We start from the raw sequence: 20,930 nt of genomic DNA on the forward strand, positions 1-20,930 counted from the left end.
GCGCCCCGACCCGAGCGGCCCAGCGCACCCGATCACGGAACCGTCAGGAGGTGGCCAGCAGGTGTCGCGGCGGTGGCGTGACGGGGGATGCGGCGCGTCGCGCGGGCGAACGTCCCGAACGATCGGTCAGGAGCCGAGGAGGTTCGCCCGCAGGCCGCGATCGTCGAGCTCACGCCTGAGGATCCCTCGCCGGCGGAGGATGGGCACGAGCTCGTCGAGCGTGCGGTGCACCGTGACGGGGTGCAGGTCGCCCCAGAGCAGGAATCCGTCGTTGTCGACCTCCTCGCCGAGCTGCTCGATGCGGTCGGCGAGCTCCTCGGCGGTGCCGACGAGGCCCGTGCCGTCGCCCGTGCGGCGCAGGCGGGCCAGGCCGGCGAGCAGCACCCGCAACGGCGTCGTCGCGGCGTCGTGCTCGCCGACGAGGCGTGCGATCGAGCCGTGCGAGACGTGGTCGCCGAACGTGCCCGGCGGGATGGGCGCGTCGAGGTCGAGCGATGCGAGGTCGGTCTCGAGGTCGCTCGACTGCTTGCGGGCGAGCTGCACGATCGTCGCGTCGTCGGGGTTCGCCGAGGCGCGCACGATGCGGTCGGCCTCCTCGGCGCTCGGCGTGATCGTCGGCTGGATCGCGAACAGGATGCGGATGTCGTCGGCCGTGCGCCCGGCCGCGATCGCCGCGTCGTGGATGCGCTGCCGGTAGGCGCGCAGCGCCGACGCCTCGAGCGGGGCGAGCGCGAGCTGCACGTCGGAGTGCGCGCCCGCGAACCCGAGCCCGCGACCGGATCCGCCCGGCGACACGACGAGGGGCTCGCCGTCGGTGAAGGGCACGGCGTTGAGCGGTCCGTCGAACGCGAAGTGCTCGCCGCGGTGCTGCACGCGCTCGAGCCGCGAGCCGTCGACGTAGACGCCCGAGCCGACGTCGGCGACGAGCGCATCCTCCGGCCATGAGCGCCACAGCGCGCGCACGCCCGTGAGCCACTCCTCGGCACGGTCGTAGGCGGCGTCGTGGCCGAGGGGAGCGGCGGCGCCGAAGTGGCGGGCGCTGCCGGTGTCGGTGACGACGTTGACGCCGAGGCGGTGGCCCGAGAGATGCTGCAGCGTCGACAGCTGCCGCGCGGCGGTGTACGGCGGCAGCGCCGCCGGGTTGATCGTGGGCGCGATGCCGATCGCGCGCGTCGCCTCGAAGAGGTACGGCGCCAGCAGCAGCGGGTCGAGCTTGGGGCCGCCGAACGCGTGGCGCACGCGCAGGTCGAGGGTCTCGGGGCTGCCGAGCGACGGTGCGTCCTCGATGACGAGCAGCTCGACGCTCGCCTGCTCGAGCTCGCGCACCGACTGGCGGTACAGCGCGGGCGACGTCCAGCGGTAGTCCCAGTCGAGGTACGGATGCCCCCAGCCGTGCGGTCCGAAGCCGCGGGCGAGGAACCAGCCCAGGTGCTGCTGCCGCGTCATGCCGACGCCACCCGCAGCGCGCGGTCGAGGTCGCGCACGAGGTCGGCGACGTCCTCGATGCCGATCGACACGCGCAGCGTGCCGGGCTCGATGCCCGCGAGCCCCAGCTCGGCCTCGGTGCGCTGCGTGTGGCTCGTCGTGCGCGGATGCAGGATGAGCGAGCGCACGTCGCCGAGATGCGTCATGGGCGTGAAGAGCGCCAGGGCGTCGACGAGCCGACGCGCGGCCGCCTCGCCGCCGTGCACCGTGAACGCGAAGACGGAGCCCTGGCCCCGCGGCAAGTAGCGGTCGGCGAGCGCGCGGTACGGGCTCGACGGCAGCCCCGAGTAGTCGACGGAGGCGACGGCCGGGTGCTCGTGGAGGAACCTCGCGATGGCCAGCGCGTTCGCCGACTGCCGCTCGACGCGCAACGAGAGCGTCTCGATGCCCTGGCCGATGAGGAACGCGTTGAGCGGCGAGATCGTGGGTCCGAAGCGCACGGCGACGCTGTCGCGGATGTGCGCGATGCGCGCGAGCGGTCCGTGGCGGTCGACGCGGCTCGGCCCGCCGACACGGCTCGGCGCCGTGAGGTGCGGGTAGAGGTGGCCCGAGCGCGTCGCGTCGAACGTGCCCGCATCCACGACCGCGCCGCCCAGCACGGCGCCCTGGCCGGCGAGGAACTTGCTCGCGGAGTGCACGACGAGGTCGGCGCCGTGCTCGATGGGGCGCAGCAGGTACGGCGTCGCGAGCGTCGAGTCGACGACCACGGCGATGCCGCGCTCGTGCGCGACGTCGGCGATCGCCTGCAGGTCGGGGAGGTCGTTGCGCGGGTTCGGGATGGCCTCGAGCAGCACCGCGCGCGTCTCGGGCCGGATGGCCGCGCGCCACGCGGCGGGATCGTTGCCCGCGACGAAGTCGGTCGTGACCCCGAGACGCGCGAGCTCCTCGAGCAGCAGGCCGCGCGTGCCCTCGTACATGCTCGCGCCCGCGAGCACGTGGTCGCCGGCGCCGACGAGGCCCAGCAGCGCGACGACGATCGCCGCCTGGCCGCTGCCGACGAGCACGGCGTCGGCGCCGCCCTCGAGGTCGGCGATGCGCCGCTCGACGGCCGTGACCGTGGGGTTCGCGACGCGCGTGTACGAGTAGCCGTCGCCGGTGCGGAAGTGCTCGGCGGACTCGTCGAACGCGTCGAACGGGAAGCCGGCGGTCATGTAGAGCGGCGTCGTGCGGCTGCGCACGGGCTCGGCGACCTCGATGGGCTGCAGCTGACGGGTCGCGAAGCCGAGGTCGGTGGCGGCGGTCGTGCGGCGGAGCATGCGTCATGCTGACACGCGCGGAGGCCCGCCCGACGTCGTGCTACGTCCCGTGACGCGGCGGCGCGGGCAGGTCCTCGGCGTAGGCGCGCACCGAGCGCCGATACGACGGCAGCTCGGGCTCGAGCGCCTCGACGAGCAGGCGCACCGCCTCGCCGCTGCGACCCGCGTCGTGCAGGGCGAGGGCGAGGAAGATCGCGCGAGCGTCTCCGACGGCGTCGTGGTCGGGCGCGTGCGCCAGCACCTCGATCGCCTCGTCGACGCGGCCCAGGTTGCGCAGCGTGGACCCGTGCTGGATCGCGAGGCGCGCCGCACGCTCGTCGTCGAGGCCGAGCTCGAGGGCGCGCCGGTAGTGGGCGGCGGCGACCTCCTCCATGCCGAGGGCGTCGAACACGCCGCCCAGCTCGAACGGCCCGCGAGCGTCCCCGGGTCCGAGCTCGGCGATGAGCACCCGCATCTGCCGGATCATCTCCTGCGGGCGATCCTCGTCGAGCGCAGCCCAGAACGCGTCGATGCGCGCCTGCCAGTCGGTCATGTCCGTCACGCGACCGCGTCGACGGCGAGCCCCGCATGGTGCGCGGCGAACGCCAGCTGGTCGGCGAACTCGAGCGCCGCCGCATCCTTGGGCTTGCCCATGCCGTGTCCGGCGCGCGTGTCGATCGACAGCAGGATCGGCGCGTCCGAGCCGCTCGTCGCCTGCGCGCGCTGCAGCTCGGCCGCGAACTTGAACGAGTGGGCGGGCACGACGCGGTCGTCGTGGTCGCCCGTCGTCACGAGCGTCGGCGGGTAGGCGACGCCCTCGCGGATGGCGTGCAGCGGCGAGTAGGCGGCGAGCGCCGGGAACTCGGCGGCGTCGTCGGGGTCGCCGTAGTCGCTCGTCCACGCCCAGCCGATCGTGAAGCGGTGGAAGCGCAGCATGTCGAGCACGCCGACGCCCGGCAGCACCGCCGCCCACAGCTCGGGACGCTGCGTGAGCGCGGCACCGGCGAGCAGGCCGCCGTTCGAGCGCCCGTGCAGCGCGAGCTGCTCGGGCGTCGTGACGCCCGTGGCGACGAGGTGCTCGGCGATCGCGTAGAGGTCGTCGAAGACCTGCTGCTTGCGCGCCTTCGTGCCCTGCTTGTGCCAGTCGGAGCCGAACTCGCCGCCGCCGCGCAGGTTGGGCACCACGAGCACGCCGCCCGCATCCACCCATGCGGCGAGCACGGCGCGGAAGCCGGGGTTCATGGGGATGTTGAAGCCGCCGTACGCCCAGATGAGCGTGGGGCGCGGTGCCGAGCCGTCGTCGTCGGCGGGGCGCACGACGAACGCGGGCACCTCGGCGCCGTCGGTGCTCGTGGCGCGGATGCGGGTGGTCGTGGCGTCGGGCGCCGGGGGGCCGGGCGTGAGCAGCGTGCGGTGCGAGACCAGGGTCGGGCCGTGCGTCTCGACGACGTGCCGCGTGCCGCGGTCGACGAACGACGACGTCGTGACGAAGACCGTCGACGAGGTGGCGCGGGCGCTGAGGCCCGTGAGGCTCACGCCGTCGCCGATCGGCACGGCATCGCCCAGGGTGCCGTCGTTCGCGGCGAGCTGCACGCGATGCGACGCGTCGTGCGAGTACTCCAGCACGAGGCCGTGCTCGGTGAGCGAGGCGCCCAGCAGCACGTCCGTCTCGTGCTCGGCGATCACGGTCGAGCGCTCGCCCGAGACCAGGTCGAAGGCGTCGAGGCGGTAGCGCGGCGCGCCCTCGTCGGTCACGAAGAGCAGCAGGCCGTCGCGCACGCCGATGGCGTTGCGCTCGACGTCGTGCCCCGCGACGAGCTGGCGCAGCGCCGTGACGGGCTCGTCGTGCCTGCGCACGTGCAGGTCGTTGCCGCTCGAGGCGCCCGTGTCGGTCTGCAGCACGAACCAGTCGTCGTCGCGCGGCCAGTGGCGAGCGAAGAGCCGCGGCTCGTCGGGGCGCGAGAAGAGCACGGCATCCGTCTCGGGGTCGTCGCCGACGACGTGCACCATGAGGCGGCCGGCGCCCATCTCGTCGGTGAGGCCGTTGCCGTCCGGCGCGTCGTAGCGCCAGTACGTGAACGAGCGGCCGTCGGGCAGCCAGACCGGCTGGTTCCACTTCGTCCAGGGGATCTCGTCGGCGAGGTCGAGACCCGTCACGACGTCGCGCACCTTGAGGATGCGCCAGTCCGAGCCGCCGTCGGCCACGCCGTAGGCGAGCAGGTGGCCATCGGGGCTGAGGGATGCCGTCGTCACCGACACGGTGCCGTCGGCGGAGAGCAGGTTGGCGTCGAGCACGACGCGTGCGTCCTCGAGCGCATCGACGAAGTCGGCGACCGTGAGCACGTCCTGGTTCTGGCCGTCGTTGCGCCACGCGAAGACGCGGCCGCCGCGCTCGAACGGGCATCCTCGGGTCGGGGCGCCGAGCAGGGCCGTCACGCGAGCGCGGAACGCGTCGCGGGCGGGGAGCGCGGCGAGCACGGGCTCGGCGAACGCGTTCTGCGCGGCGACGAACGCGGCGGTCTCCTCGGAGTCCGCATCCTCGAGCCACCGATACGGATCGGCGACGCGCACCCCGTGCAGCTCGTCGACCGTCTCGGAACGCCTCACGGCAGGGTACGCACGCATGTCCCCCACCCTGCCAGAAACAGGAATGAGGTTCTCGGCCGCTCGTGACGTCGAGAGCGGCCGAGAACCTCGAAGATCTCGCGGGGTGCTACTTGGCGACGCCCGGGTGCGTCATCGAGAGCAGGTCGAGCGCCTTGTCGAGGTCGGCCTCCGTGAGCTCGCCGCGCTCGACGTAGCCGAGGTCGATCACGGCCTCGCGCACCGTGATGCCGGCCTTCACCGAGTGCTTCGCGATCTTCGCGGCTGCCTCGTAGCCGATGAGGCGGTTGAGCGGCGTCACGATCGACGGGCTCATGCCCGCGAGCGCAGCGGCGCGCTCGACGTTGGCCTCGAGGCCGTCGATCGTCTTGTCGGCGAGCACGCGCGACGCGTTCGACAGCAGGCGGATCGACTCGAGCAGCGCGGTGCCCATGACGGGGATCTGCACGTTGAGCTCGAACGAGCCCGAGGCGCCCGACCATGCGACGGTCGCGTCGTTGCCGATGACGCGTGCGCACACCATGAGCACGGCCTCGGGCACGACGGGGTTGACCTTGCCCGGCATGATCGACGAGCCGGGCTGCAGGTCGGGGATCGCGAGCTCGCCGAGCCCCGTGTTCGGGCCGGAGCCCATCCACCGCAGGTCGTTGCAGATCTTCGTGAGCGACACCGCGATCGTGCGCAGCGCGCCCGACGCCTCGACGAGGCCGTCGCGGTTCGCCTGCGCCTCGAAGTGGTCGCGCGCCTCGGTGATCGGCAGGCCCGAGGATGCGGCGAGCTCGGCGATGACCTGCTCGGGGAAGCCGAGCGGCGTGTTGATGCCTGTGCCGACGGCCGTGCCGCCCTGGGGCACCTCGGCGACGCGGGGGAGCGCGGCCTGGATGCGCTCGATGCCGTACCGCACCTGTGCGGCGTAGCCGCCGAACTCCTGGCCGAGCGTCACGGGCGTCGCGTCCATGAGGTGCGTGCGGCCGGGCTTGACGGCGTCCTTCCACAGCGCGGCCTTCGCCTCGAGGGCCGCGCTGAGGTGCTCGAGCGCGGGGATGGCCTGCTCGATGAGCGCGCCGGTGACGGCCACGTGCACCGAGGTGGGGAAGACGTCGTTCGACGACTGCGACGCGTTGACGTGGTCGTTGGGGTGCACCGCCGAGCCGCGGTGCGTCGTCGCGAGGGTCGCGAGCACCTCGTTCATGTTCATGTTCGACGACGTGCCCGAGCCGGTCTGGTAGGTGTCGACGGGGAACTGGTCGTGGTGCGCGCCGCCCACGATCTCGTCGGCGGCGGCCACGATCGCGTCGGCGACGTCGGCGTCGAGGATGCCCAGGCTCTTGTTGGCGATGGCGGCGGCGCGCTTGATGCGCGCGAGCGCGACGATCTGCGCGGGCTCGAGGCCGGAGCCCGAGATGGGGAAGTTCTCGACGGCGCGCTGCGTCTGCGCGGCGTACAGCGCGTCGACGGGCACGCGCACCTCGCCCATCGTGTCGTGCTCGATCCGGTACTCGGTCATGCTCATCGGCCTCTCTGCTCGGTGGTCTCAGGGTGCCGCGCCGCAGCGCGGTGGTTCGGGGGAGCCCGTCAGGATGCGGGCAGCTCGGCCGTGACGGCCTCGACGAGCGTCTGCAGCTCGTCGTCGCCCGCCGTGCCGGCGACGACGTACGTCGAGTCGCCCGCCTCGGTCCACGCCACCCAGGCGAGGTTGCCGGGGTCGGCGAGCTCGCGCTGGTCGGCGACGGTCCACTCGACGCCGTCGACGTCGAGCGTGCCGGTCGGCGTGGCCTCGCGCGTCGTGGCCGCGAGCCAGGTGGCGTCGGCGCCGACGCCCTGCGTCAGCGACGCGAACGACTCCTCGGCGGTGACCCAGCCGACGTACCACTGCTCGATGCCTGCGGGGCCGCTGCGCAGCTCGGCCGCGTTGGCGGCCCACGTGCCCGGCACGTCGGGATCGGCGACGGGCACGTCGAGGGATGCGGATGCGTCGGCGGCGGCGGCGCTCACGTCGATCGGCTCGGGCGCGGCGGGGCCCGGCCGCATGACGACGAGCACGATGACGATGACGATGCCGAGCGTCGCGAGCATGGCGGCGACGAGGTTCACGAGCGTCTTCGACCCGCGGTAGCGGGCGCTCGAGGCGGCCTTGCGGTCGGCGGCCTCCTGCGCGGTCTCGGGGCGACCGAGCTCGGCGACGATCGCGGGCTGCTTCCTGCTCACGATGCGTCGGCCTCCGTGCCGCGGGCGGCGTCGAGGCGAGCACGCGCACCCTGCAGCCACTGCTCGCAGCGCTCGGCGAGCGCGTTGCCCCGCTCCCACAGCGCGAGCGACTGCTCGAGGGTCGTGTCGCCGGACTCGAGGGCCTGCACGACGCGCACGAGCTCGTCGCGCGCGGCCTCGTAGCCGAGGTCGTCGGCGGGCGTCTGCCCGATGGGCGCAGCGGTCTCGCTCACAGGGATCGATCCTACCGTCGCGCCCCCGACGTCGGCACGGGGCGTCGACGGTGGAAGGATCGAAGGATCCCCCTGCCGCCACCGAGAGGAGCAGCCGTGTCCGCACCCGCCGACGCCACGATGGAGGAGATCCGCACCCTGGTCGCCTTCGACACGACGAGCCGCGACTCGAACCTCGAGCTCGTGGAGCACGTCGAGCGCCATCTCGAGTCGCTCGGCATCGCGTCCACGCGCATCCCGAACCCCGAGGGCACGAAGGCGAACCTGCTCGCCACGATCCCGGCGGCGGACGGCTCCACGTCGGGCGGCATCGTGCTGTCGGCGCACACCGACGTCGTGCCGGTCGACGGCCAGCAGTGGTCGAGCGAGCCCTTCGCGCCCGAGGTGCGCGACGGTCGGCTCTACGCACGCGGCAGCGCCGACATGAAGTCGTTCCTCGGCGTCGTGCTCGTGAAGGCCGCCGACATGGTCGCGCAGCCCCTCGCCGAGCCCATCCATCTGGCGCTGTCGTACGACGAGGAGATCGGCTGCGTCGGCGCGATCGACCTCGTCGACCGGCTCGCATCCCAGGGCGGGCTGCCGCGGGGCTGCGTCGTGGGCGAGCCGACGAGCATGCGCGTCGTGCGCGGCCACAAGTCGATGAACGTCTTCCGGATCGACGTGCGCGGCGTCGCCGCCCATTCGTCGCTCACGCCGCAGGGCGAGAACGCGGTCGCGGCGGCCGCCGAGCTCGTGCGCTTCGTGCAGGGCGTCGGCGACGAGATGCGCGAGCAGGGCCCCTTCGACGACGGCTACGTCGTGCCGTACACGTCGGTCAGCGTCAACCGCATCGACGGCGGCATCGCCATCAACACGATCCCGGCCGAGTGCACGATCCACTTCGAGTTCCGCGCGCTCCCGACCGTCGACCACGCTGCGCTCGTCGAGCGGTTCCGCGCCGAGTGCGCGCGCGTGGAGGCCGACATGCGCTCGCGGTTCGCCGAGGCGTCGGTCACGCTCACCACGACCGCGGCCGCGCCGGGCGTCGACACGGCGGCGGACGCCGAGATCGTCGGCCTCGCGGCAGCGTGGGGTGCCACCCCGAGCGACGAGAAGGTCACCTACGGCACCGAGGCCGGGCTCTTCGCGAACGCCGGCATCCCCACGATCGTGTGCGGCCCCGGCGACATCGCCCAGGCGCACGCACCCGACGAGTTCATCCACCTCGAGCAGATCGCGGCGTGCGAGGCGTTCGTCGACGCCCTCGTCGCCGACCTGCGCGCCTGACCCCCACCGTCCTCGATCCACCACCCGGGAGCCCCATGAGCACCACCGCCCCGCAGCAGCCCGCCGTCCAGGCGTCGCCCGAGCGCCTCGCCGCCGCGCGCAAGGCCGTCATCTCGTCGTCGATCGGCGCCGCCCTCGAGTGGTTCGACATCATCGTCTACGCGTCGTTCGCGGTCGTCATCACGCGCGTCTTCTTCCCCGACGCCGGCGAGTACGGCCTGCTGTACACGTTCGCGACGTTTGCGACGACCTATCTCATCCGTCCGCTCGGCGGCTGGATCCTCGGCTCCTACGCCGACCGCAAGGGGCGCAAGAACGCCCTGACCGTGACCCTCGGGCTCATGATGGTGGGCACGCTGCTCATGGCGGTGGCGCCGACGTACGCGGCCGTCGGCATCTGGGGCGGCGTCATCATCCTGCTGTCGCGGCTCATCCAGGGGTTCTCCGCCGGTGGCGAGTTCGGCACCGCGACGACGTTCCTCATCGAGACGGCGCCGCACCGCAAGATGTTCTACGCGTCGTGGCAGATCGCGGCGCAGGGCGCCTCGATGCTGCTCGCGTCGGCGTTCGGCTTCGCGCTCAACACGGCCCTCACGACCGAGCAGCTCGACGCGTGGGGATGGCGCGTGCCCTTCTTCGTCGGCCTGCTCATCGGTCCCGTCGGCCTCTACATCCGCGCACGCCTCGCGGAGCCCGACGAGCTCGGCGCCGCCCAGCGCACCCGCTCGCCGATGGGCACGCTGCTGACGCAGCACCTCGGTCGCCTGCTCGCCGGATCGGCCGTCATCGGCGTCGCCACGATCTCGGTCTACATGATCCTGTTCATGCCGACCTTCGCCGTCGCGAACCTGGGCATCGCCCCGGAGGCCGCCTACCTCGGCGGCGTCGTCGCGGGCGCGATCGCGCTGATCGGCTCGCCGCTCGTGGGTCGCCTCGCCGATCGGGTCGGACCCGCGCGGGTCATGACGTGGGCAGCGGTCGCGGCGCTCGTGCTCGCCTGGCCGATCTTCCAGGTCATCGTGACGCTCCGCAGCGTGCCGGCGCTCATCGTCTCCATCGCGATGCTCGGCCTCATCATGGCCTTCTACTTCGCGCCCCTGCCCGGCCTGCTCTCGTCGATGTTCCCCGCCGAGATCCGCGGGACGGGCCTGTCGATCACGTACAACGTGGGCGTCACGCTGCTGGGCGGCATCGCGCCGCTGGTGCTCACGTGGCTGCTGCAGGTCACCGGCAACCTCAACGCGCCGAGCTTCTACTACATGGCGATCGCGGTGCTGTCGCTCGTCGGGCTCGTCGTCGTGCGGCGCGTGTTCCAGCAGCGCTGACCGGAGGTGCGCCCGGTCACGTGGCCGGGCGCGCCGCGGTGACCTCGGCGTCGACCGCGCCCGACGCGAGCGTCACGAGCACGGCGTCGCCGGGCGTCGCATCCGCGGCGTCGCGCAGCACGCCGCCCGTCGCGGTCTGCACGACGGCGTAGCCGCGGTCGAGCGTCGCCTGCGGGCTCAGGGCGCGCAGGCGATCGGCGAGGCGGTGGATGCCGTGCTCGGCGCGCTCGACCGAGCGGCCGGCGAGGTCGTCGGCGCGCACGGCGAGCTGCCGCACCTCCGACAGGTGGGCGTCGAGCAGGGACTCGGGACGCGCGAGCGACGGCCGCGAGCGGACGGCCGCGAGCCGTTCGACCTCGTGGGCGACGCGCTGCGTGACGCGCGAGCGGATGCGGGCCCGCGCCTGCGAGACCATGTCGAGCTGCTCGGCGACGTCGGGCACGACGCGCTTCGCCGCATCCGTGGGCGTGGATGCGCGCAGGTCGGCGACGAGGTCGAGCAGCGGTCGGTCGGCCTCGTGGCCGATGGCCGAGACGATCGGCGTCGTCGCGGCGGCCGCGGCGCGCAGCACGCGCTCGTCGCTGAACGCCAGCAGCGCCTGGAAGTCGCCGCCGCCACGTGCGATCACGATGACGTCGACGTCGGGGTTCGCGTCGAGCTGCTCGATGGCGCGCACGACCTCGCGCGGCGCGGCGTCGCCCTGCACGGCCGCGTAGGCGATCTCGAATCGCACGCCGGGCCAGCGCAGCCGCGCGTTGCGCAGCACGTCCTGCTCCGCATCCGAGTCCTTGCCCGTCACGAGGCCGACGCCGTGGGGGAGGAAGGGGAGGGCGCGCTTGCGAGCGGGGTCGAAGAGTCCCTCGCCCGCGAGACGCTGCCGCAGCTCCTCGATGCGTGCGAGCAGCTCGCCGAGGCCGACGTGCCGCATGGCGCGCACCTGCATCGACAGCGTGCCGCCCTTCGCCCAGTACTCGGGCTGCACGAGCGCGACGACGCGGTCGCCCTGGCTGAACGGCTCGCGCAGCGTCGACGTGAACGCCTTCGCGTCGATCGTGAAGTCGCCGTCGACGTCCTTGACCTTGCCGAACACCATGCCGCGACGCACGTTCCACTGGGTGAGCTCGCCCTCGACCCACACGGATCCGAGGCGTGCGACGTACGACTGCAGCTCGGTCGCGAGGCGCGCGACGGTCCACGGCTCCTCGGGCGTGCCCGAGACGCGGTCGCCCATGCGGCCTCCGAACGTAGGATTCGATGCGTGACGATCTCGAACGGCCGGGTTCCCCTGGATCCGCCGCGCGCGCCGATCGTCCGCCACAGGCTAGTCGACCCCGGCGACGTCGGGCCGCGACGCGTGCTGCTCGCGAGCCCGCGCGGCTACTGCGCCGGCGTCGACCGCGCGGTCATCACGGTGGAGCAGGCGCTCGCGCAGCATGGGGCGCCGGTCTACGTGCGCAAGCAGATCGTGCACAACCGCCACGTGGTGGCCGAGCTCGAGCGCGCGGGCGCCGTCTTCGTCGACGAGGTGGATGCCGTGCCCGAGGGTGCGCTCGTCGTGTTCAGCGCGCACGGCGTGAGTCCCGCGGTCGTCGCCGAGGCAGCCGATCGCGGCCTGCAGGCCATCGATGCGACGTGCCCGCTGGTGACCAAGGTGCACCGGGAGGCGCAGCGCTTCGCGCGCGACGAGGCCCACATGCTGCTCGTCGGCCATGCGGGTCACGAGGAGGTCGAGGGCACGATGGGCGAGGCGCCCGGGCGCATGACGCTCGTGCAGTCGCCCGCCGACGCCGACGCGGTCGACGTGCCCGAGCACACGAGGCTCGTGTGGCTGAGCCAGACGACGCTGTCGGTCGACGAGACGATGGAGACGGTGCGGCGCCTGCGCGTGCGGTTCCCGCATCTCGAGGATCCGCCCAGCGACGACATCTGCTACGCGACGCAGAACCGCCAGGTGGCGATGAAGAAGATCGCGGCCGACTGCGACCTCGTGATCGTCGTCGGCAGCGCGAACTCGTCGAACACCGTGCGGCTCGTCGACGTCGCCCTCGAGGCCGGCGCGCGGGCGGCGTACCGCGTGGATGCCTCCGTCGAGATTGAGCAGGCCTGGCTCGAGGGCGTGCGCACCATCGGCGTCTCGAGCGGGGCGAGCGTGCCCGAGGTGCTGGTCGACGAGGTGCTCGCCGAGCTCACCGACGCCGGATGGCGCGGCGTCGACGAGGTGCGCACCGCCGAGGAGGACCTCGTGTTCTCGCTGCCCAAGGAGCTGCGTCCCTCGCGACGCTGACGGCGGCGGACCCTACCCGTCGCCGCGCGCTCGCGCACGCGGCTGCGCGGTCGCGGTCGTCGGGTGCAGGGTGGGATGGACGTCGTCGATCGGCGACGCACGAGCCTTGGAGGGGACATGAGCGACGAGACCGTGCAGGACGCAGGCGTCGAGAGCACCGAGGAGTGGAGCGACGAGGTCGCGACGGGGGAGGACTTCGACGAGACGGTCGGCGACGCCGTCGAGGCGCCCGAGCCCGCCGGCGTCGACGACACCGACTCGATCACGGTGCAGGACGTGCCCGAGGGCTACGAGGACCGCGACGAGGACGTCGCCGAGGACGACCCCGCCGACGTGCCCGACGAGCACGGCGGTGCGCAGTGGGCGATCGACACCGACGGCAACGGCGTCGACGACACCGTGCTGCCGGAGGGCACCGACTCGATCGTCGACGAGAACGCCGACTGGGAGTAGCGCGGTCACCGCTCGCATCCAGGTCCTGCGGCTACAGTCGGGGGACGGCGCGGGTGCCGCCCCCGCCGGGTCCGACGAGGAGGCAGCCATGACGATCCGCGACCGACTCCGACGCTTCTGGCAGTCCCTCACGGGCTCCGGCGTGCAGACCTATGGCGACGACCCGCTGCCCGGCCAGGCCGACGAGGCGAACCCCGGGCTGCAGGCCAACAGCGAGATCCAGAACCGCAACCGGCACGGCTACGGCACCGGCACGGGATTCTGAGGCGAGGGCTGCGCGAGTCCGAGCGCGCATCCAGCATCGCGGGTGGAGGATGACGCCATGCGTCGACAGCCCATCCTCCTCCGCCTCGCCATCGCGAGCCTCGTCATCGGGGCGTTCGCCCTCGTGCGGAATCTCATCTCGACCTTCTCGACCCTGCAGGACTACCCGAACGCGCAGTTCCTGCAGGTCTTCCTGTCGACGCAGTCGGCGACGGGCGGCACGGACATCGTGTTCGTCTTCTTCGTGTGGGGTCCGCTCGTCTTCGGCGGCATCGGCGTCGCACTCCTCGTCGCGCACCTCGTGACGCGCGCAGCGGGTGCCGCCGTGGTCGGTGGCGCGGCGGTCGCGAGCGCGCAGGCGTGGGCGCAGTCGCAGCAGCAGCAGGGCTGGCAGCCCCAGCAGCAGCAGCAGCAGGGCTGGCAGTCCCAGCAGCCGGCGCCGGGGCAGCAGCAGCAGCCGGCGCCGCAGCAGCAGGGGTGGCAGCCCGAGCAGCAGCAGCAGCCGCAGCCGAACCCGGTCCAGCCGCTCGGTGGCACGCAGCCGCCGCCGCCGAACGCGGCGGACCGCATCCAGCCCTAGGCGCAGACGCGACGACGACGGCCCCCGGCACGATGCCGGGGGCCGTCGTCGTGCGGGTCGCGTCAGGCGTGGACCGTCGCGAGCGTGGGCGCCGACCGTGCCCGCCCGCGCACGAGCACCACGGTCGTCGCGCCGAGCGTCGCGACGACGAGCGCGACGCCGGCGGCGAGGAACGGGCCCGCGGGCGCCACGACCGGCTGTCCGGCGAGCGCCTGCAGCGTGAGCAGCGCCAGCAGCGCCACCATCGCGAGGGCCGCCACGGCAACGAGCTCGAGTCGCACGCGCGGGTCGCCGAGCACGCGGATGCGTCGGCCGGCGAGCTCGAGACCCAGGAGTCCCAGCGGCAGCAGCTGCAGGGCGTGCATGCCGACGAAGTGCGGCACGCGCAGGTCGCCGCCCTCGGTGCTCCAGCCGAGGAACGGCAGCCCGGCACCGCCGTCTGCGACGCCCACGGCGTGCGCGCCCGCGATGCCCTGGAAGTCGGCGAGCTGCGCCTGCGTCGGCCCGGTCATGAGGAAGGCGATCGCCATGCCCACGAGGCCGATGCCGATGCCGGCGCGCACCGCGAGCGTGCGCGCGCGGTCGGGCATGGGATTGACGGCGAGCGCGATCGCCACGAGCAGGCCGGCGATCCACAGCGTGGCGATCGAGGCGCCCATGATGCCCCAGAGCGCACCGTTGAGCGGCGTCGTGACGTTGAAGTGGCTCGTGGTGCCGACCGCCGCGGCGCCCGTGATGACGACGATCTCGGCGAGGATCGCGACGGCCGTCACGGTGCCCGCGATGTCGGCGGCGCGGCGCCAGCGGCGCAGCTGCCCGAGCATCCACGCCATCGTGATGGCGTAGAGCGCGAGCGAGATGGCGAACTTCAGCGGCTTGAGCCAGGCGATCTGACCGAGGATCTCGCGCTGGTCGACGAGCGCGAGCACGCCGGTGACGAGGGCGAGGACGCCCATCGCGGCGGCGACGACGACGAGCGGACGGTGCCATCGGTCGACGGCGGGCAGGTCGAGCGCGGCCGCGACGGCGGTCGTGGTGGCGGGCATCGTGGTCATGGCTGCTCCTCGTGCGTCCTCGCGCGACCGGCGGCTGCCGTCGCTCATCGCTCGTCGTCGGTGCCGGGACCGGCGGTGCGCGCGACGTGCTCCTGCGCCATGCGACGCAGGCCCGCGAGCATCGCGTCGCCGAGCGCGGTGCCGACGGCGACGGTCTCGGCCATGCGGTCGCGATCGCCGCGGTCGTCTGCGACCGCCCGCAGGTCGCCGCGGGCGATGTCGAGCACGGGGTCCGCGTAGCGCTCGAGCATGCCGCCGAGGTCGTCGCGATCGATGTCGGCGAAGCGGTCGAGCACCTCGGCGCACTGCCGGACGCCCGGGTTGTCGTCGCTGACCGTCCAGCCGCGGTCGGCGGCGACCGAGCGCACGCGCGCGAGCGCTCCGGGGGACGGGTCGGCGTCGGTGCGCGACACGGCGTCCTGTGCCGTGGCGAGCACCCGTCCGACGGGGAGGCGCTCGTCGTCGATGGCGGCGAGCACGGCGCGCGTCGCCGAGACGGACAGGCCGCCCGTGTCCAGCAGTGCGCGGATGAGATGCAGGCGTCCGGCGTGGCTCTCGTCGTAGGCGGTCTGGTTGTAGCCGATGCGCTCGCCCGCAGGCAGCAGCCCCTCGCGGACGTAGTGCTTGATGGATGCCGACGTCACCCCGGTGCGGCGACTGAGCTCTGCGATGCGCATGTTGGTAGCATGACTATCGATAGTCCCGATGTCAATCGTTCGTCAGGAGTCGTCCCATGCACCGGCACCGCACCCTCGCCGTGATCCTCTTCGTGCTCAGCCTCCTCGGGCTCATCGGCACGTGGACGTTCAACATCGCGTTCTTCGTCGACCCGCCGGCCGGGCTCGGCTACGTCGAGGGGTGGTTCGCGAATGCCGCCTCGACGTCGGCATCGATCGACCTGCTCGTCGTCGCGCTCGCCGCGGGCATCGTGATGATCGTCGAGGGCGCGCGCCTGGGCTGGTCGCGATGGGCGTGGGCGTTCGTGCCGCTGAGCCTCGTGACGGCCGTCGCCTTCGCGTTCCCGCTCTTCCTCGGGCTCCGCGAGCTCGCCCTCGACCGCCGGGCTCGCGCCGCCGCATGACGAAGGCCCCCTGCGCTGCGCAGGGGGCCTTCGCGATGCGGTGGGTGGGTCAGCGACCCGACCAGCCGGCCGAGCCGAGCTGGCGCGTGGCGTCCACGACGCGTGCCGCCATGGCCTTCTCGGCGGCCTTGCCCCAGGCGCGGGGGTCGTAGACCTTCTTGTTGCCGACCTCGCCGTCGACCTTGAGGAAGCCCGAGTAGTTCGACAGCACCGAGTCGGCGACCGAGCGCGAGTACGCGTACTGCGTGTCGGTGTCGATGTTCATCTTGATGACGCCGTTCTGCACGGCCTCGGCGATCTCGGCGTCGGTCGAGCCCGAGCCGCCGTGGAAGACGAGGTCGAGCGGCTTCTCGCCCGTGCCGTGCTTCGCCGCGATGCCGGCCTGGATCTCGCCGAGCAGTTCGGGGCGCAGCTTGACGTTGCCCGGCTTGTAGACGCCGTGCACGTTGCCGAACGTCAGGGCGGCGATGTACCGGCCCTGCTCGCCGAGGCCGAGGGCGTCGACCGCCTGCTCGACGTCGCCGAGCGTCGTGTAGAGGGCGTCGTTCGAGCCCTCGTGCTGCACGCCGTCCTCCTCGCCGCCGACGACGCCGATCTCGACCTCGAGGATGATGTCGAGCGCCTTGAGACGGGGGAGCAGCTCCTTCGCGATCTCGAGGTTCTCAGGCAGCGGCACGGCCGAGCCGTCCCACATGTGCGACTGGAACAGCGCGGGGCGGCCGGCGGCGACCTCCTCCTCGCTCGCCGCGATCAGTGGCAGCAGGAACGAGTCGAGCGCGTCCTTCGGGCAGTGGTCGGTGTGGAGCGCGACCGTGATGGGGTACGCCTTCGCGACCTCCGTCACGTACTTGGCGAAGGCGATGGCGCCACCGGCGCGGTTCTTGACCGACTGGCCCGCGAAGAAGTCCGCGCCGCCCGTCGTCACCTGGATGATGCCGTCCGAGCCGGCCTCCGTGAGGCCCTGCAGGACCGCGTTGATCGTCGACGAGGACGAGACGTTGATGGCGGGGTAGGCGAAGCCGTTCGACTTCGCCTTCTCGAGCATCTCGGCGTACTGGGCGGGCGTTGCGACGGGCATGGGGCATCTCCTTCGAGCGGATCGCGTCGCCCCCGAGTCTAGGAGCGCGCACGTGCCGTCGACAGCGGCGGGTTGCACGGACATGTCCTATAGGGTTGCCGCGTCGCATCGAACCGAAAGGGGACGCGATGACGCGTCTGTTCAACGAGCCGTCGGCGTTCGCCGACGAGATGATCGAGGGCTTCGCGGCCGCATCCGCACGGTGGGTCACCGCCGTGCCGGGCGGCGTGGTGCGCTCCACGCGCGCCGCGGAGGACACCGTGGCCCTCGTGATCGGTGGTGGCAGCGGCCACTACCCGGCCTTCGGAGGCCTCGTCGGCCCCGGCATCGCGCACGGCGCGGCGATGGGCAACCTCTTCGCGTCGCCGTCGACGCAGCAGGTGTACTCGATCGCCAAGACCGCCGACCAGGGCAAGGGCGTGCTGCTCTGCTACGGCAACTACGCCGGCGACGTGCTGAACTTCACCGAGGCGCAGGAGCGTCTGAAGGCCGAGGGGCACGACGTGCGCACGGTGCTGGGCACCGACGACATCTGGAGCGCGCCGATCGACCGCGTCGAGGATCGCCGCGGCATCGCGGGCATGCTCGCGCTGTTCAAGATCGCCGGCGCCGCTGCGGAGCGCGGCGACTCGCTCGACGACGTCGAGCGCCTCGCCACGCATGTCATGAGCCGCACGCGCACCTTCGGCGTCGCCTTCGGCGGCTGCACCTTCCCGGGTGCCGACGGTCCGCTCTTCACCGTGCCCGAGGGCCGCATGGCCGTGGGCCTCGGCATCCACGGCGAGCCCGGCATCGACGAGGTGGACATGCCGACGGCCGACGGCCTCGCCGAGCTGTTCGTCTCGCGTCTGCTCGACGAGGTGCCCGAGGGCATCGACGTCGACGGCGCGCGCATCGTGCCGATCCTGAACGGCCTCGGCTCGGTGAAGTACGAGGAGCTCTTCGTGCTCTACCGCGCCGTGGACCGACTCCTGACGGAGCGCGGCCTGGTCGTCGTCGAGCCCGACGTGGGCGAGATGTGCACGTCGCTCGACATGGCCGGCTGCTCGCTGTCGCTGCTGTGGCTCGACGACGAGCTCGAGGAGCTGTGGACGGCCCCCGCCGACACGCCCGCGTACCGCAAGGGCTCCGTCGCCGCGCAGGAGCACGTCGACGTGGTCGTGGAGGGCGTGGTCGAGGAGGACATCCCCGAGGCGTCCGACGCCTCGAAGGCCGTCGCGCAGACGATCGGCACGTCCTTCGTCGAGATCGCGAACGCGATCGACGGCGCCGCCGACGAGCTCGGCCGCCTCGACGCGGTCGCCGGCGACGGCGACCACGGCATCGGCATGCGCCGCGGCGTGCACGCCGGACGCGACGCGGCGCTCGCCGCGATCGAGGGCGGTGCCGGAGCCGAGACCACGCTGCGTCGCGCCGCCGAGGCGTGGGGCGACCGCGCAGGCGGCACGTCGGGCGTCATCTGGGCGACGATCCTGCGCTCCGTCGCAGGGGCGCTCGGCGACACGGCCGACATCTCGCGCACCGAGGTGTCCGCGGGCGTCGACGCGGCGCGCGATGCCGTCGCGTCGTTCGGCAAGGCCAAGGTGGGCGACAAGACGATGATCGACGCGATCGTGCCGTTCGCCGACGAGCTCCGCGAGCGCATCGCCGCCGGCGACTCGCTCGTCGACGCGTGGTCCCACGCGGCCGGCGTCGCCGAGGAGGCGGCGCAGGAGACCGCGGCCCTCAAGGCCACCCTCGGCCGTGCCAAGTCGCACGGCGACAAGTCGATCGGCACGCCCGACCCGGGCGCCGTGTCGTTCGCGCTCATCTGCACGACCATCGCGGACGTGCTCGCACAGGACATCGAGGAGGACGGCAAGTGACGCTTCGGCTCATCATCGGATCCGACAAGGCCGGCTACGACTACAAGGAGATCGTGAAGGCCGACCTGGAGGCCAACGGCGAGGTGGCGAGCGTCGTCGACGTCGGCGTCTCGTCGGACGCCGACGCGACGAGCTACCCGAACGTCGCCATCGAGGCCGCGAAGCGCATCGCGGCGGGCGAGGCCGATCGGGCGATCCTGTTCTGCGGCACGGGCCTCGGGGTCGCCATCTCGGCGAACAAGGTCAAGGGCATCCGCGCGGTGACGGCGCACGACTCGTTCTCGGTCGAGCGCTCGATCCTGTCGAACGACGCGCAGGTGCTGTGCATGGGCCAGCGCGTCGTGGGCATCGAGCTCGCGCGGCGCCTCGCGAAGGAGTGGCTCACGTACACGTTCGACCCGTCGAGCCACTCGCAGGCCAACATCGACGACCTCGTCGCGTACGAAGCGCGCTGAGCATGGCGAGGTTCGTCATCGGATCGAGCCTCAAGATGTACTTCGGCAAGGCGGCGACGGAGCGCTGGACGCGCGACGTCGCCGCCATCTGCCGCGTGCATGAGGCCGTCGCATCGGGCGTCGTCGAGCCGTTCGTCATCCCGACGTTCCCGTCGATCCCGGCGGTCGTCGACATCGCCGTGCCCGCAGGGCTCACGGTGGGAGCGCAGGACGTGCACTGGGAGCCGTCGGGCGCCTTCACGGGCGAGGTCGGCGCCCCCGAGCTCGTCGAGCACGGCGTGCGGATGGTCGAGATCGGCCACGCCGAGCGTCGCGCGATGTTCGGCGAGACCGACGAGACCGTGGCCCGCAAGGTCGCCGCCTCGCTCGACGCCGGGCTCGCACCCGTGCTCTGCATCGGAGAGCTCGTGCAGGACGACCCCTCGACGGCGGCCGCCGCGTGCGTGCAGCAGCTCGAGGCGTCGCTGCGGCTCGCGCGCGAGCGCGGCGTCGGCGGCCGGCTCGTCGTGGCGTACGAGCCCGTATGGGCCATCGGAGCGCCCGAGCCCGCTGGGGAGTCGCACATCCGCGGCGTCACGAGCGTGCTGCGCGACCACCTCGCCGGCGACGCGCTGCTGCCCGGTGCGCAGGTCATCTACGGCGGCTCCGCCGGACCCGGCCTGCTGCCGCGCATCGCGCCCGACGTCGACGGCATGTTCCTGGGCCGCTTCGCCCACGACCCCGTCGCGTTCGGCGCGATCCTCGACGAGGCGCTGAGCGCATGAGCGAGGGCGGTCGTCACCTGGACGTGCAGCGCAGGGCGCTGCGCGACCAGGTGCACGACCGCATCCTCGCCGACCTGCTGCTCGGCACCGTGCAGCCGGGGGAGCGGCTCTCGATCGACACGCTCGCACGCGAGCTCGACGTGTCGCCGACGCCCGTGCGCGAGGCGCTCGTGCAGCTCGAGCGCACGGGTCTCGTGACTCGGGAGGCCCTCAAGGGCTACCGGGTCGCCCCGCCGCTCGACGCCGAGCAGCTCACCGAGCTCTTCGAGGCCCGCATGATGCTCGAGGAGCGCGCCGCGGCGCTCGCCGCCTCGCAGGCGGAGGCGTTGCTGCCCGCGCTCCGCGCCGCCCACGAGGTGCACGAGGCCGCGAGCCACGACGTCGTGCGCGCCCATGCCGCCGGCGAGGTGCCGCTCGAGGTCACCCAGCGGTACTTCGAGGCCGACGGCGCCTTCCACGCCGTGATCCTCGACCACTCCGGCAATCGGTACCTGCAGGAGATGCACGCCTCGCTCGGCGCGCTGACGCATCGACTGCGGCAGGCGGCGCTGCGCGGCCCGAGCGACGTCATCGAGGCGCTCGCCGAGCACCGGGCGATCGTCGAGGCCTATGCGGCGGCGCCCGAGGCCGCGGGCGAGGCCATGCGCGCGCACGTGGCGAACGTGCGCGATCGGTCGTTGTCGGGCCGCTGACGC

General features: G+C 72.9%; 22 protein-coding genes. 11 read left to right on the forward strand and 11 right to left on the reverse strand.

The window, feature by feature from the left end; genetic code table 11:
- Positions 1 to 126: 126 nt before the first annotated feature.
- From FS793_RS14410 to FS793_RS14440, 7 genes are all read right to left on the reverse strand, one after another.
- Positions 127 to 1,446: an LLM class flavin-dependent oxidoreductase gene (locus FS793_RS14410; RefSeq protein WP_144721534.1), complete on the reverse strand. Its 1,320-nt coding sequence runs from the start codon at positions 1,444 to 1,446 to the stop codon at positions 127 to 129.
- A complete protein-coding gene (locus tag FS793_RS14415) occupies positions 1,443 to 2,741 on the reverse strand; it encodes an O-acetylhomoserine aminocarboxypropyltransferase/cysteine synthase family protein (RefSeq protein WP_144721536.1) in 1,299 nt (432 codons plus the stop codon). Before FS793_RS14415 ends, FS793_RS14410 begins: the two co-directional genes overlap by 4 nt.
- A gap of 40 nt (positions 2,742 to 2,781) precedes the next feature.
- Entirely contained in the window at positions 2,782 to 3,273 is a 492-nt protein-coding gene (locus FS793_RS14420; RefSeq protein ID WP_144721538.1) for a tetratricopeptide repeat protein, read from the reverse strand.
- A gap of 5 nt (positions 3,274 to 3,278) precedes the next feature.
- Complete coding sequence (locus FS793_RS14425; protein WP_186329546.1) at positions 3,279 to 5,327, reverse strand: prolyl oligopeptidase family serine peptidase; 2,049 nt, start codon at positions 5,325 to 5,327, stop codon at positions 3,279 to 3,281.
- A 106-nt stretch (positions 5,328 to 5,433) separates the two neighbouring features.
- Positions 5,434 to 6,837, reverse strand: a complete 1,404-nt coding sequence (locus FS793_RS14430) for a class II fumarate hydratase (protein WP_144721542.1) — start codon at positions 6,835 to 6,837, stop codon at positions 5,434 to 5,436.
- 62 nt (positions 6,838 to 6,899) lie between these two features.
- Positions 6,900 to 7,532: a DUF4245 family protein gene (locus FS793_RS14435; protein WP_144721544.1), complete on the reverse strand. Its 633-nt coding sequence runs from the start codon at positions 7,530 to 7,532 to the stop codon at positions 6,900 to 6,902.
- Positions 7,529 to 7,771, reverse strand: coding sequence for an exodeoxyribonuclease VII small subunit (locus FS793_RS14440; protein ID WP_144721694.1), 243 nt, complete (start codon positions 7,769 to 7,771; stop codon positions 7,529 to 7,531). The genes FS793_RS14435 and FS793_RS14440 overlap by 4 nt, the downstream gene beginning before the upstream one ends.
- A gap of 90 nt (positions 7,772 to 7,861) precedes the next feature.
- Between FS793_RS14440 and argE the strand changes: the two genes are divergently transcribed.
- Both argE and FS793_RS14450 read left to right on the forward strand, forming a co-directional pair.
- Positions 7,862 to 9,031 carry an acetylornithine deacetylase gene (gene argE / locus FS793_RS14445; RefSeq protein ID WP_260980182.1) on the forward strand — a complete coding sequence of 390 codons (1,170 nt, stop codon included), beginning with the start codon at positions 7,862 to 7,864 and terminating at the stop codon, positions 9,029 to 9,031.
- Between the two features lie 35 nt (positions 9,032 to 9,066).
- A complete protein-coding gene (locus FS793_RS14450; protein ID WP_144721546.1) occupies positions 9,067 to 10,356 on the forward strand; it encodes an MFS transporter in 1,290 nt (429 codons plus the stop codon).
- Positions 10,357 to 10,372: 16 nt separating this feature from the next.
- Here the strand turns inward: FS793_RS14450 and xseA are convergent, their stop codons facing one another.
- A complete protein-coding gene (xseA, locus tag FS793_RS14455; protein WP_144721548.1) occupies positions 10,373 to 11,587 on the reverse strand; it encodes an exodeoxyribonuclease VII large subunit in 1,215 nt (404 codons plus the stop codon).
- A 27-nt stretch (positions 11,588 to 11,614) separates the two neighbouring features.
- Here xseA and FS793_RS14460 point away from each other — a divergent pair, with 27 nt between their 5' ends.
- The 4 genes from FS793_RS14460 to FS793_RS14470 all read left to right on the forward strand — a co-directional run bounded on the left by FS793_RS14460 (position 11,615) and on the right by FS793_RS14470 (position 13,937).
- Positions 11,615 to 12,640, forward strand: coding sequence for a 4-hydroxy-3-methylbut-2-enyl diphosphate reductase (locus FS793_RS14460; protein WP_440130471.1), 1,026 nt, complete (start codon positions 11,615 to 11,617; stop codon positions 12,638 to 12,640).
- 117 nt (positions 12,641 to 12,757) lie between these two features.
- Positions 12,758 to 13,093 carry a hypothetical protein gene (locus FS793_RS14465; protein ID WP_144721550.1) on the forward strand — a complete coding sequence of 112 codons (336 nt, stop codon included), beginning with the start codon at positions 12,758 to 12,760 and terminating at the stop codon, positions 13,091 to 13,093.
- Positions 13,094 to 13,181: 88 nt separating this feature from the next.
- Positions 13,182 to 13,358 carry a hypothetical protein gene (locus FS793_RS16325; RefSeq protein WP_186329547.1) on the forward strand — a complete coding sequence of 59 codons (177 nt, stop codon included), beginning with the start codon at positions 13,182 to 13,184 and terminating at the stop codon, positions 13,356 to 13,358.
- A gap of 57 nt (positions 13,359 to 13,415) precedes the next feature.
- Positions 13,416 to 13,937 carry a hypothetical protein gene (locus FS793_RS14470; RefSeq protein WP_144721552.1) on the forward strand — a complete coding sequence of 174 codons (522 nt, stop codon included), beginning with the start codon at positions 13,416 to 13,418 and terminating at the stop codon, positions 13,935 to 13,937.
- A 62-nt stretch (positions 13,938 to 13,999) separates the two neighbouring features.
- On the opposite strand, the gene FS793_RS14475 is transcribed toward FS793_RS14470, so the two are convergent.
- Both FS793_RS14475 and FS793_RS14480 read right to left on the reverse strand, forming a co-directional pair.
- Positions 14,000 to 14,992, reverse strand: coding sequence for a hypothetical protein (locus tag FS793_RS14475; protein ID WP_260980183.1), 993 nt, complete (start codon positions 14,990 to 14,992; stop codon positions 14,000 to 14,002).
- Between the two features lie 44 nt (positions 14,993 to 15,036).
- Positions 15,037 to 15,669, reverse strand: a complete 633-nt coding sequence (locus tag FS793_RS14480) for a MerR family transcriptional regulator (RefSeq protein ID WP_144721554.1) — start codon at positions 15,667 to 15,669, stop codon at positions 15,037 to 15,039.
- Between the two features lie 56 nt (positions 15,670 to 15,725).
- On the opposite strand from FS793_RS14480, the gene FS793_RS14485 reads away from it, so the two are divergent.
- On the forward strand, positions 15,726 to 16,073 hold the full coding sequence (locus FS793_RS14485; RefSeq protein WP_144721556.1) for a DUF2834 domain-containing protein: 348 nt from the start codon (positions 15,726 to 15,728) through the stop codon (positions 16,071 to 16,073).
- Between the two features lie 49 nt (positions 16,074 to 16,122).
- On the opposite strand, the gene fbaA is transcribed toward FS793_RS14485, so the two are convergent.
- Positions 16,123 to 17,151: a class II fructose-bisphosphate aldolase gene (fbaA, locus tag FS793_RS14490; protein ID WP_144721558.1), complete on the reverse strand. Its 1,029-nt coding sequence runs from the start codon at positions 17,149 to 17,151 to the stop codon at positions 16,123 to 16,125.
- A 128-nt stretch (positions 17,152 to 17,279) separates the two neighbouring features.
- Between fbaA and FS793_RS14495 the strand changes: the two genes are divergently transcribed.
- From FS793_RS14495 to FS793_RS14510, 4 genes are read left to right on the forward strand one after another with little or no spacing between them, the layout of a single operon-like run.
- Complete coding sequence (locus FS793_RS14495) at positions 17,280 to 19,016, forward strand: dihydroxyacetone kinase family protein (protein ID WP_144721560.1); 1,737 nt, start codon at positions 17,280 to 17,282, stop codon at positions 19,014 to 19,016.
- Complete coding sequence (locus FS793_RS14500; RefSeq protein WP_144721562.1) at positions 19,013 to 19,471, forward strand: ribose-5-phosphate isomerase; 459 nt, start codon at positions 19,013 to 19,015, stop codon at positions 19,469 to 19,471. Before FS793_RS14495 ends, FS793_RS14500 begins: the two co-directional genes overlap by 4 nt.
- A gap of 2 nt (positions 19,472 to 19,473) precedes the next feature.
- The gene (locus tag FS793_RS14505; RefSeq protein ID WP_144721564.1) at positions 19,474 to 20,235 is read left to right on the forward strand and encodes a triose-phosphate isomerase family protein; all 762 of its coding nucleotides are present in this window, start codon (positions 19,474 to 19,476) and stop codon (positions 20,233 to 20,235) included.
- Positions 20,232 to 20,927 (forward strand): GntR family transcriptional regulator, encoded by a 696-nt coding sequence (locus FS793_RS14510; protein WP_144721566.1) that lies wholly within the window; start codon positions 20,232 to 20,234, stop codon positions 20,925 to 20,927. The genes FS793_RS14505 and FS793_RS14510 overlap by 4 nt, the downstream gene beginning before the upstream one ends.
- Positions 20,928 to 20,930: the final 3 nt, after the last annotated feature.

Origin of the sequence: Agrococcus jejuensis, from assembly GCF_007679035.1 — a bacterium.
GTDB lineage: Bacteria > Actinomycetota > Actinomycetes > Actinomycetales > Microbacteriaceae > Agrococcus > Agrococcus jejuensis_A.

Excerpts from the sequence above, each read along its gene's own strand:
- FS793_RS14410 (WP_144721534.1), bottom strand. The coding sequence starts at position 1,446 with ATGACGCGGCAGCAGCACCTGGGCTGGTTCCTCGCCCGCGGCTTCGGA.
- FS793_RS14415 (WP_144721536.1), bottom strand. The coding sequence starts at position 2,741 with ATGCTCCGCCGCACGACCGCCGCCACCGACCTCGGCTTCGCGACCCGT.
- FS793_RS14420 (WP_144721538.1), bottom strand. The coding sequence starts at position 3,273 with ATGACCGACTGGCAGGCGCGCATCGACGCGTTCTGGGCTGCGCTCGAC.
- FS793_RS14430 (WP_144721542.1), bottom strand. The coding sequence starts at position 6,837 with ATGAGCATGACCGAGTACCGGATCGAGCACGACACGATGGGCGAGGTG.
- FS793_RS14450 (WP_144721546.1), top strand. The coding sequence starts at position 9,067 with ATGAGCACCACCGCCCCGCAGCAGCCCGCCGTCCAGGCGTCGCCCGAG.
- xseA (WP_144721548.1), bottom strand. The coding sequence starts at position 11,587 with ATGGGCGACCGCGTCTCGGGCACGCCCGAGGAGCCGTGGACCGTCGCG.
- FS793_RS14465 (WP_144721550.1), top strand. The coding sequence starts at position 12,758 with ATGAGCGACGAGACCGTGCAGGACGCAGGCGTCGAGAGCACCGAGGAG.
- FS793_RS16325 (WP_186329547.1), top strand. The coding sequence starts at position 13,182 with ATGACGATCCGCGACCGACTCCGACGCTTCTGGCAGTCCCTCACGGGC.
- FS793_RS14470 (WP_144721552.1), top strand. The coding sequence starts at position 13,416 with ATGCGTCGACAGCCCATCCTCCTCCGCCTCGCCATCGCGAGCCTCGTC.
- FS793_RS14475 (WP_260980183.1), bottom strand. The coding sequence starts at position 14,992 with ATGACCACGATGCCCGCCACCACGACCGCCGTCGCGGCCGCGCTCGAC.
- FS793_RS14480 (WP_144721554.1), bottom strand. The coding sequence starts at position 15,669 with ATGCGCATCGCAGAGCTCAGTCGCCGCACCGGGGTGACGTCGGCATCC.
- FS793_RS14485 (WP_144721556.1), top strand. The coding sequence starts at position 15,726 with ATGCACCGGCACCGCACCCTCGCCGTGATCCTCTTCGTGCTCAGCCTC.
- fbaA (WP_144721558.1), bottom strand. The coding sequence starts at position 17,151 with ATGCCCGTCGCAACGCCCGCCCAGTACGCCGAGATGCTCGAGAAGGCG.
- FS793_RS14495 (WP_144721560.1), top strand. The coding sequence starts at position 17,280 with ATGACGCGTCTGTTCAACGAGCCGTCGGCGTTCGCCGACGAGATGATC.
- FS793_RS14505 (WP_144721564.1), top strand. The coding sequence starts at position 19,474 with ATGGCGAGGTTCGTCATCGGATCGAGCCTCAAGATGTACTTCGGCAAG.
- FS793_RS14510 (WP_144721566.1), top strand. The coding sequence starts at position 20,232 with ATGAGCGAGGGCGGTCGTCACCTGGACGTGCAGCGCAGGGCGCTGCGC.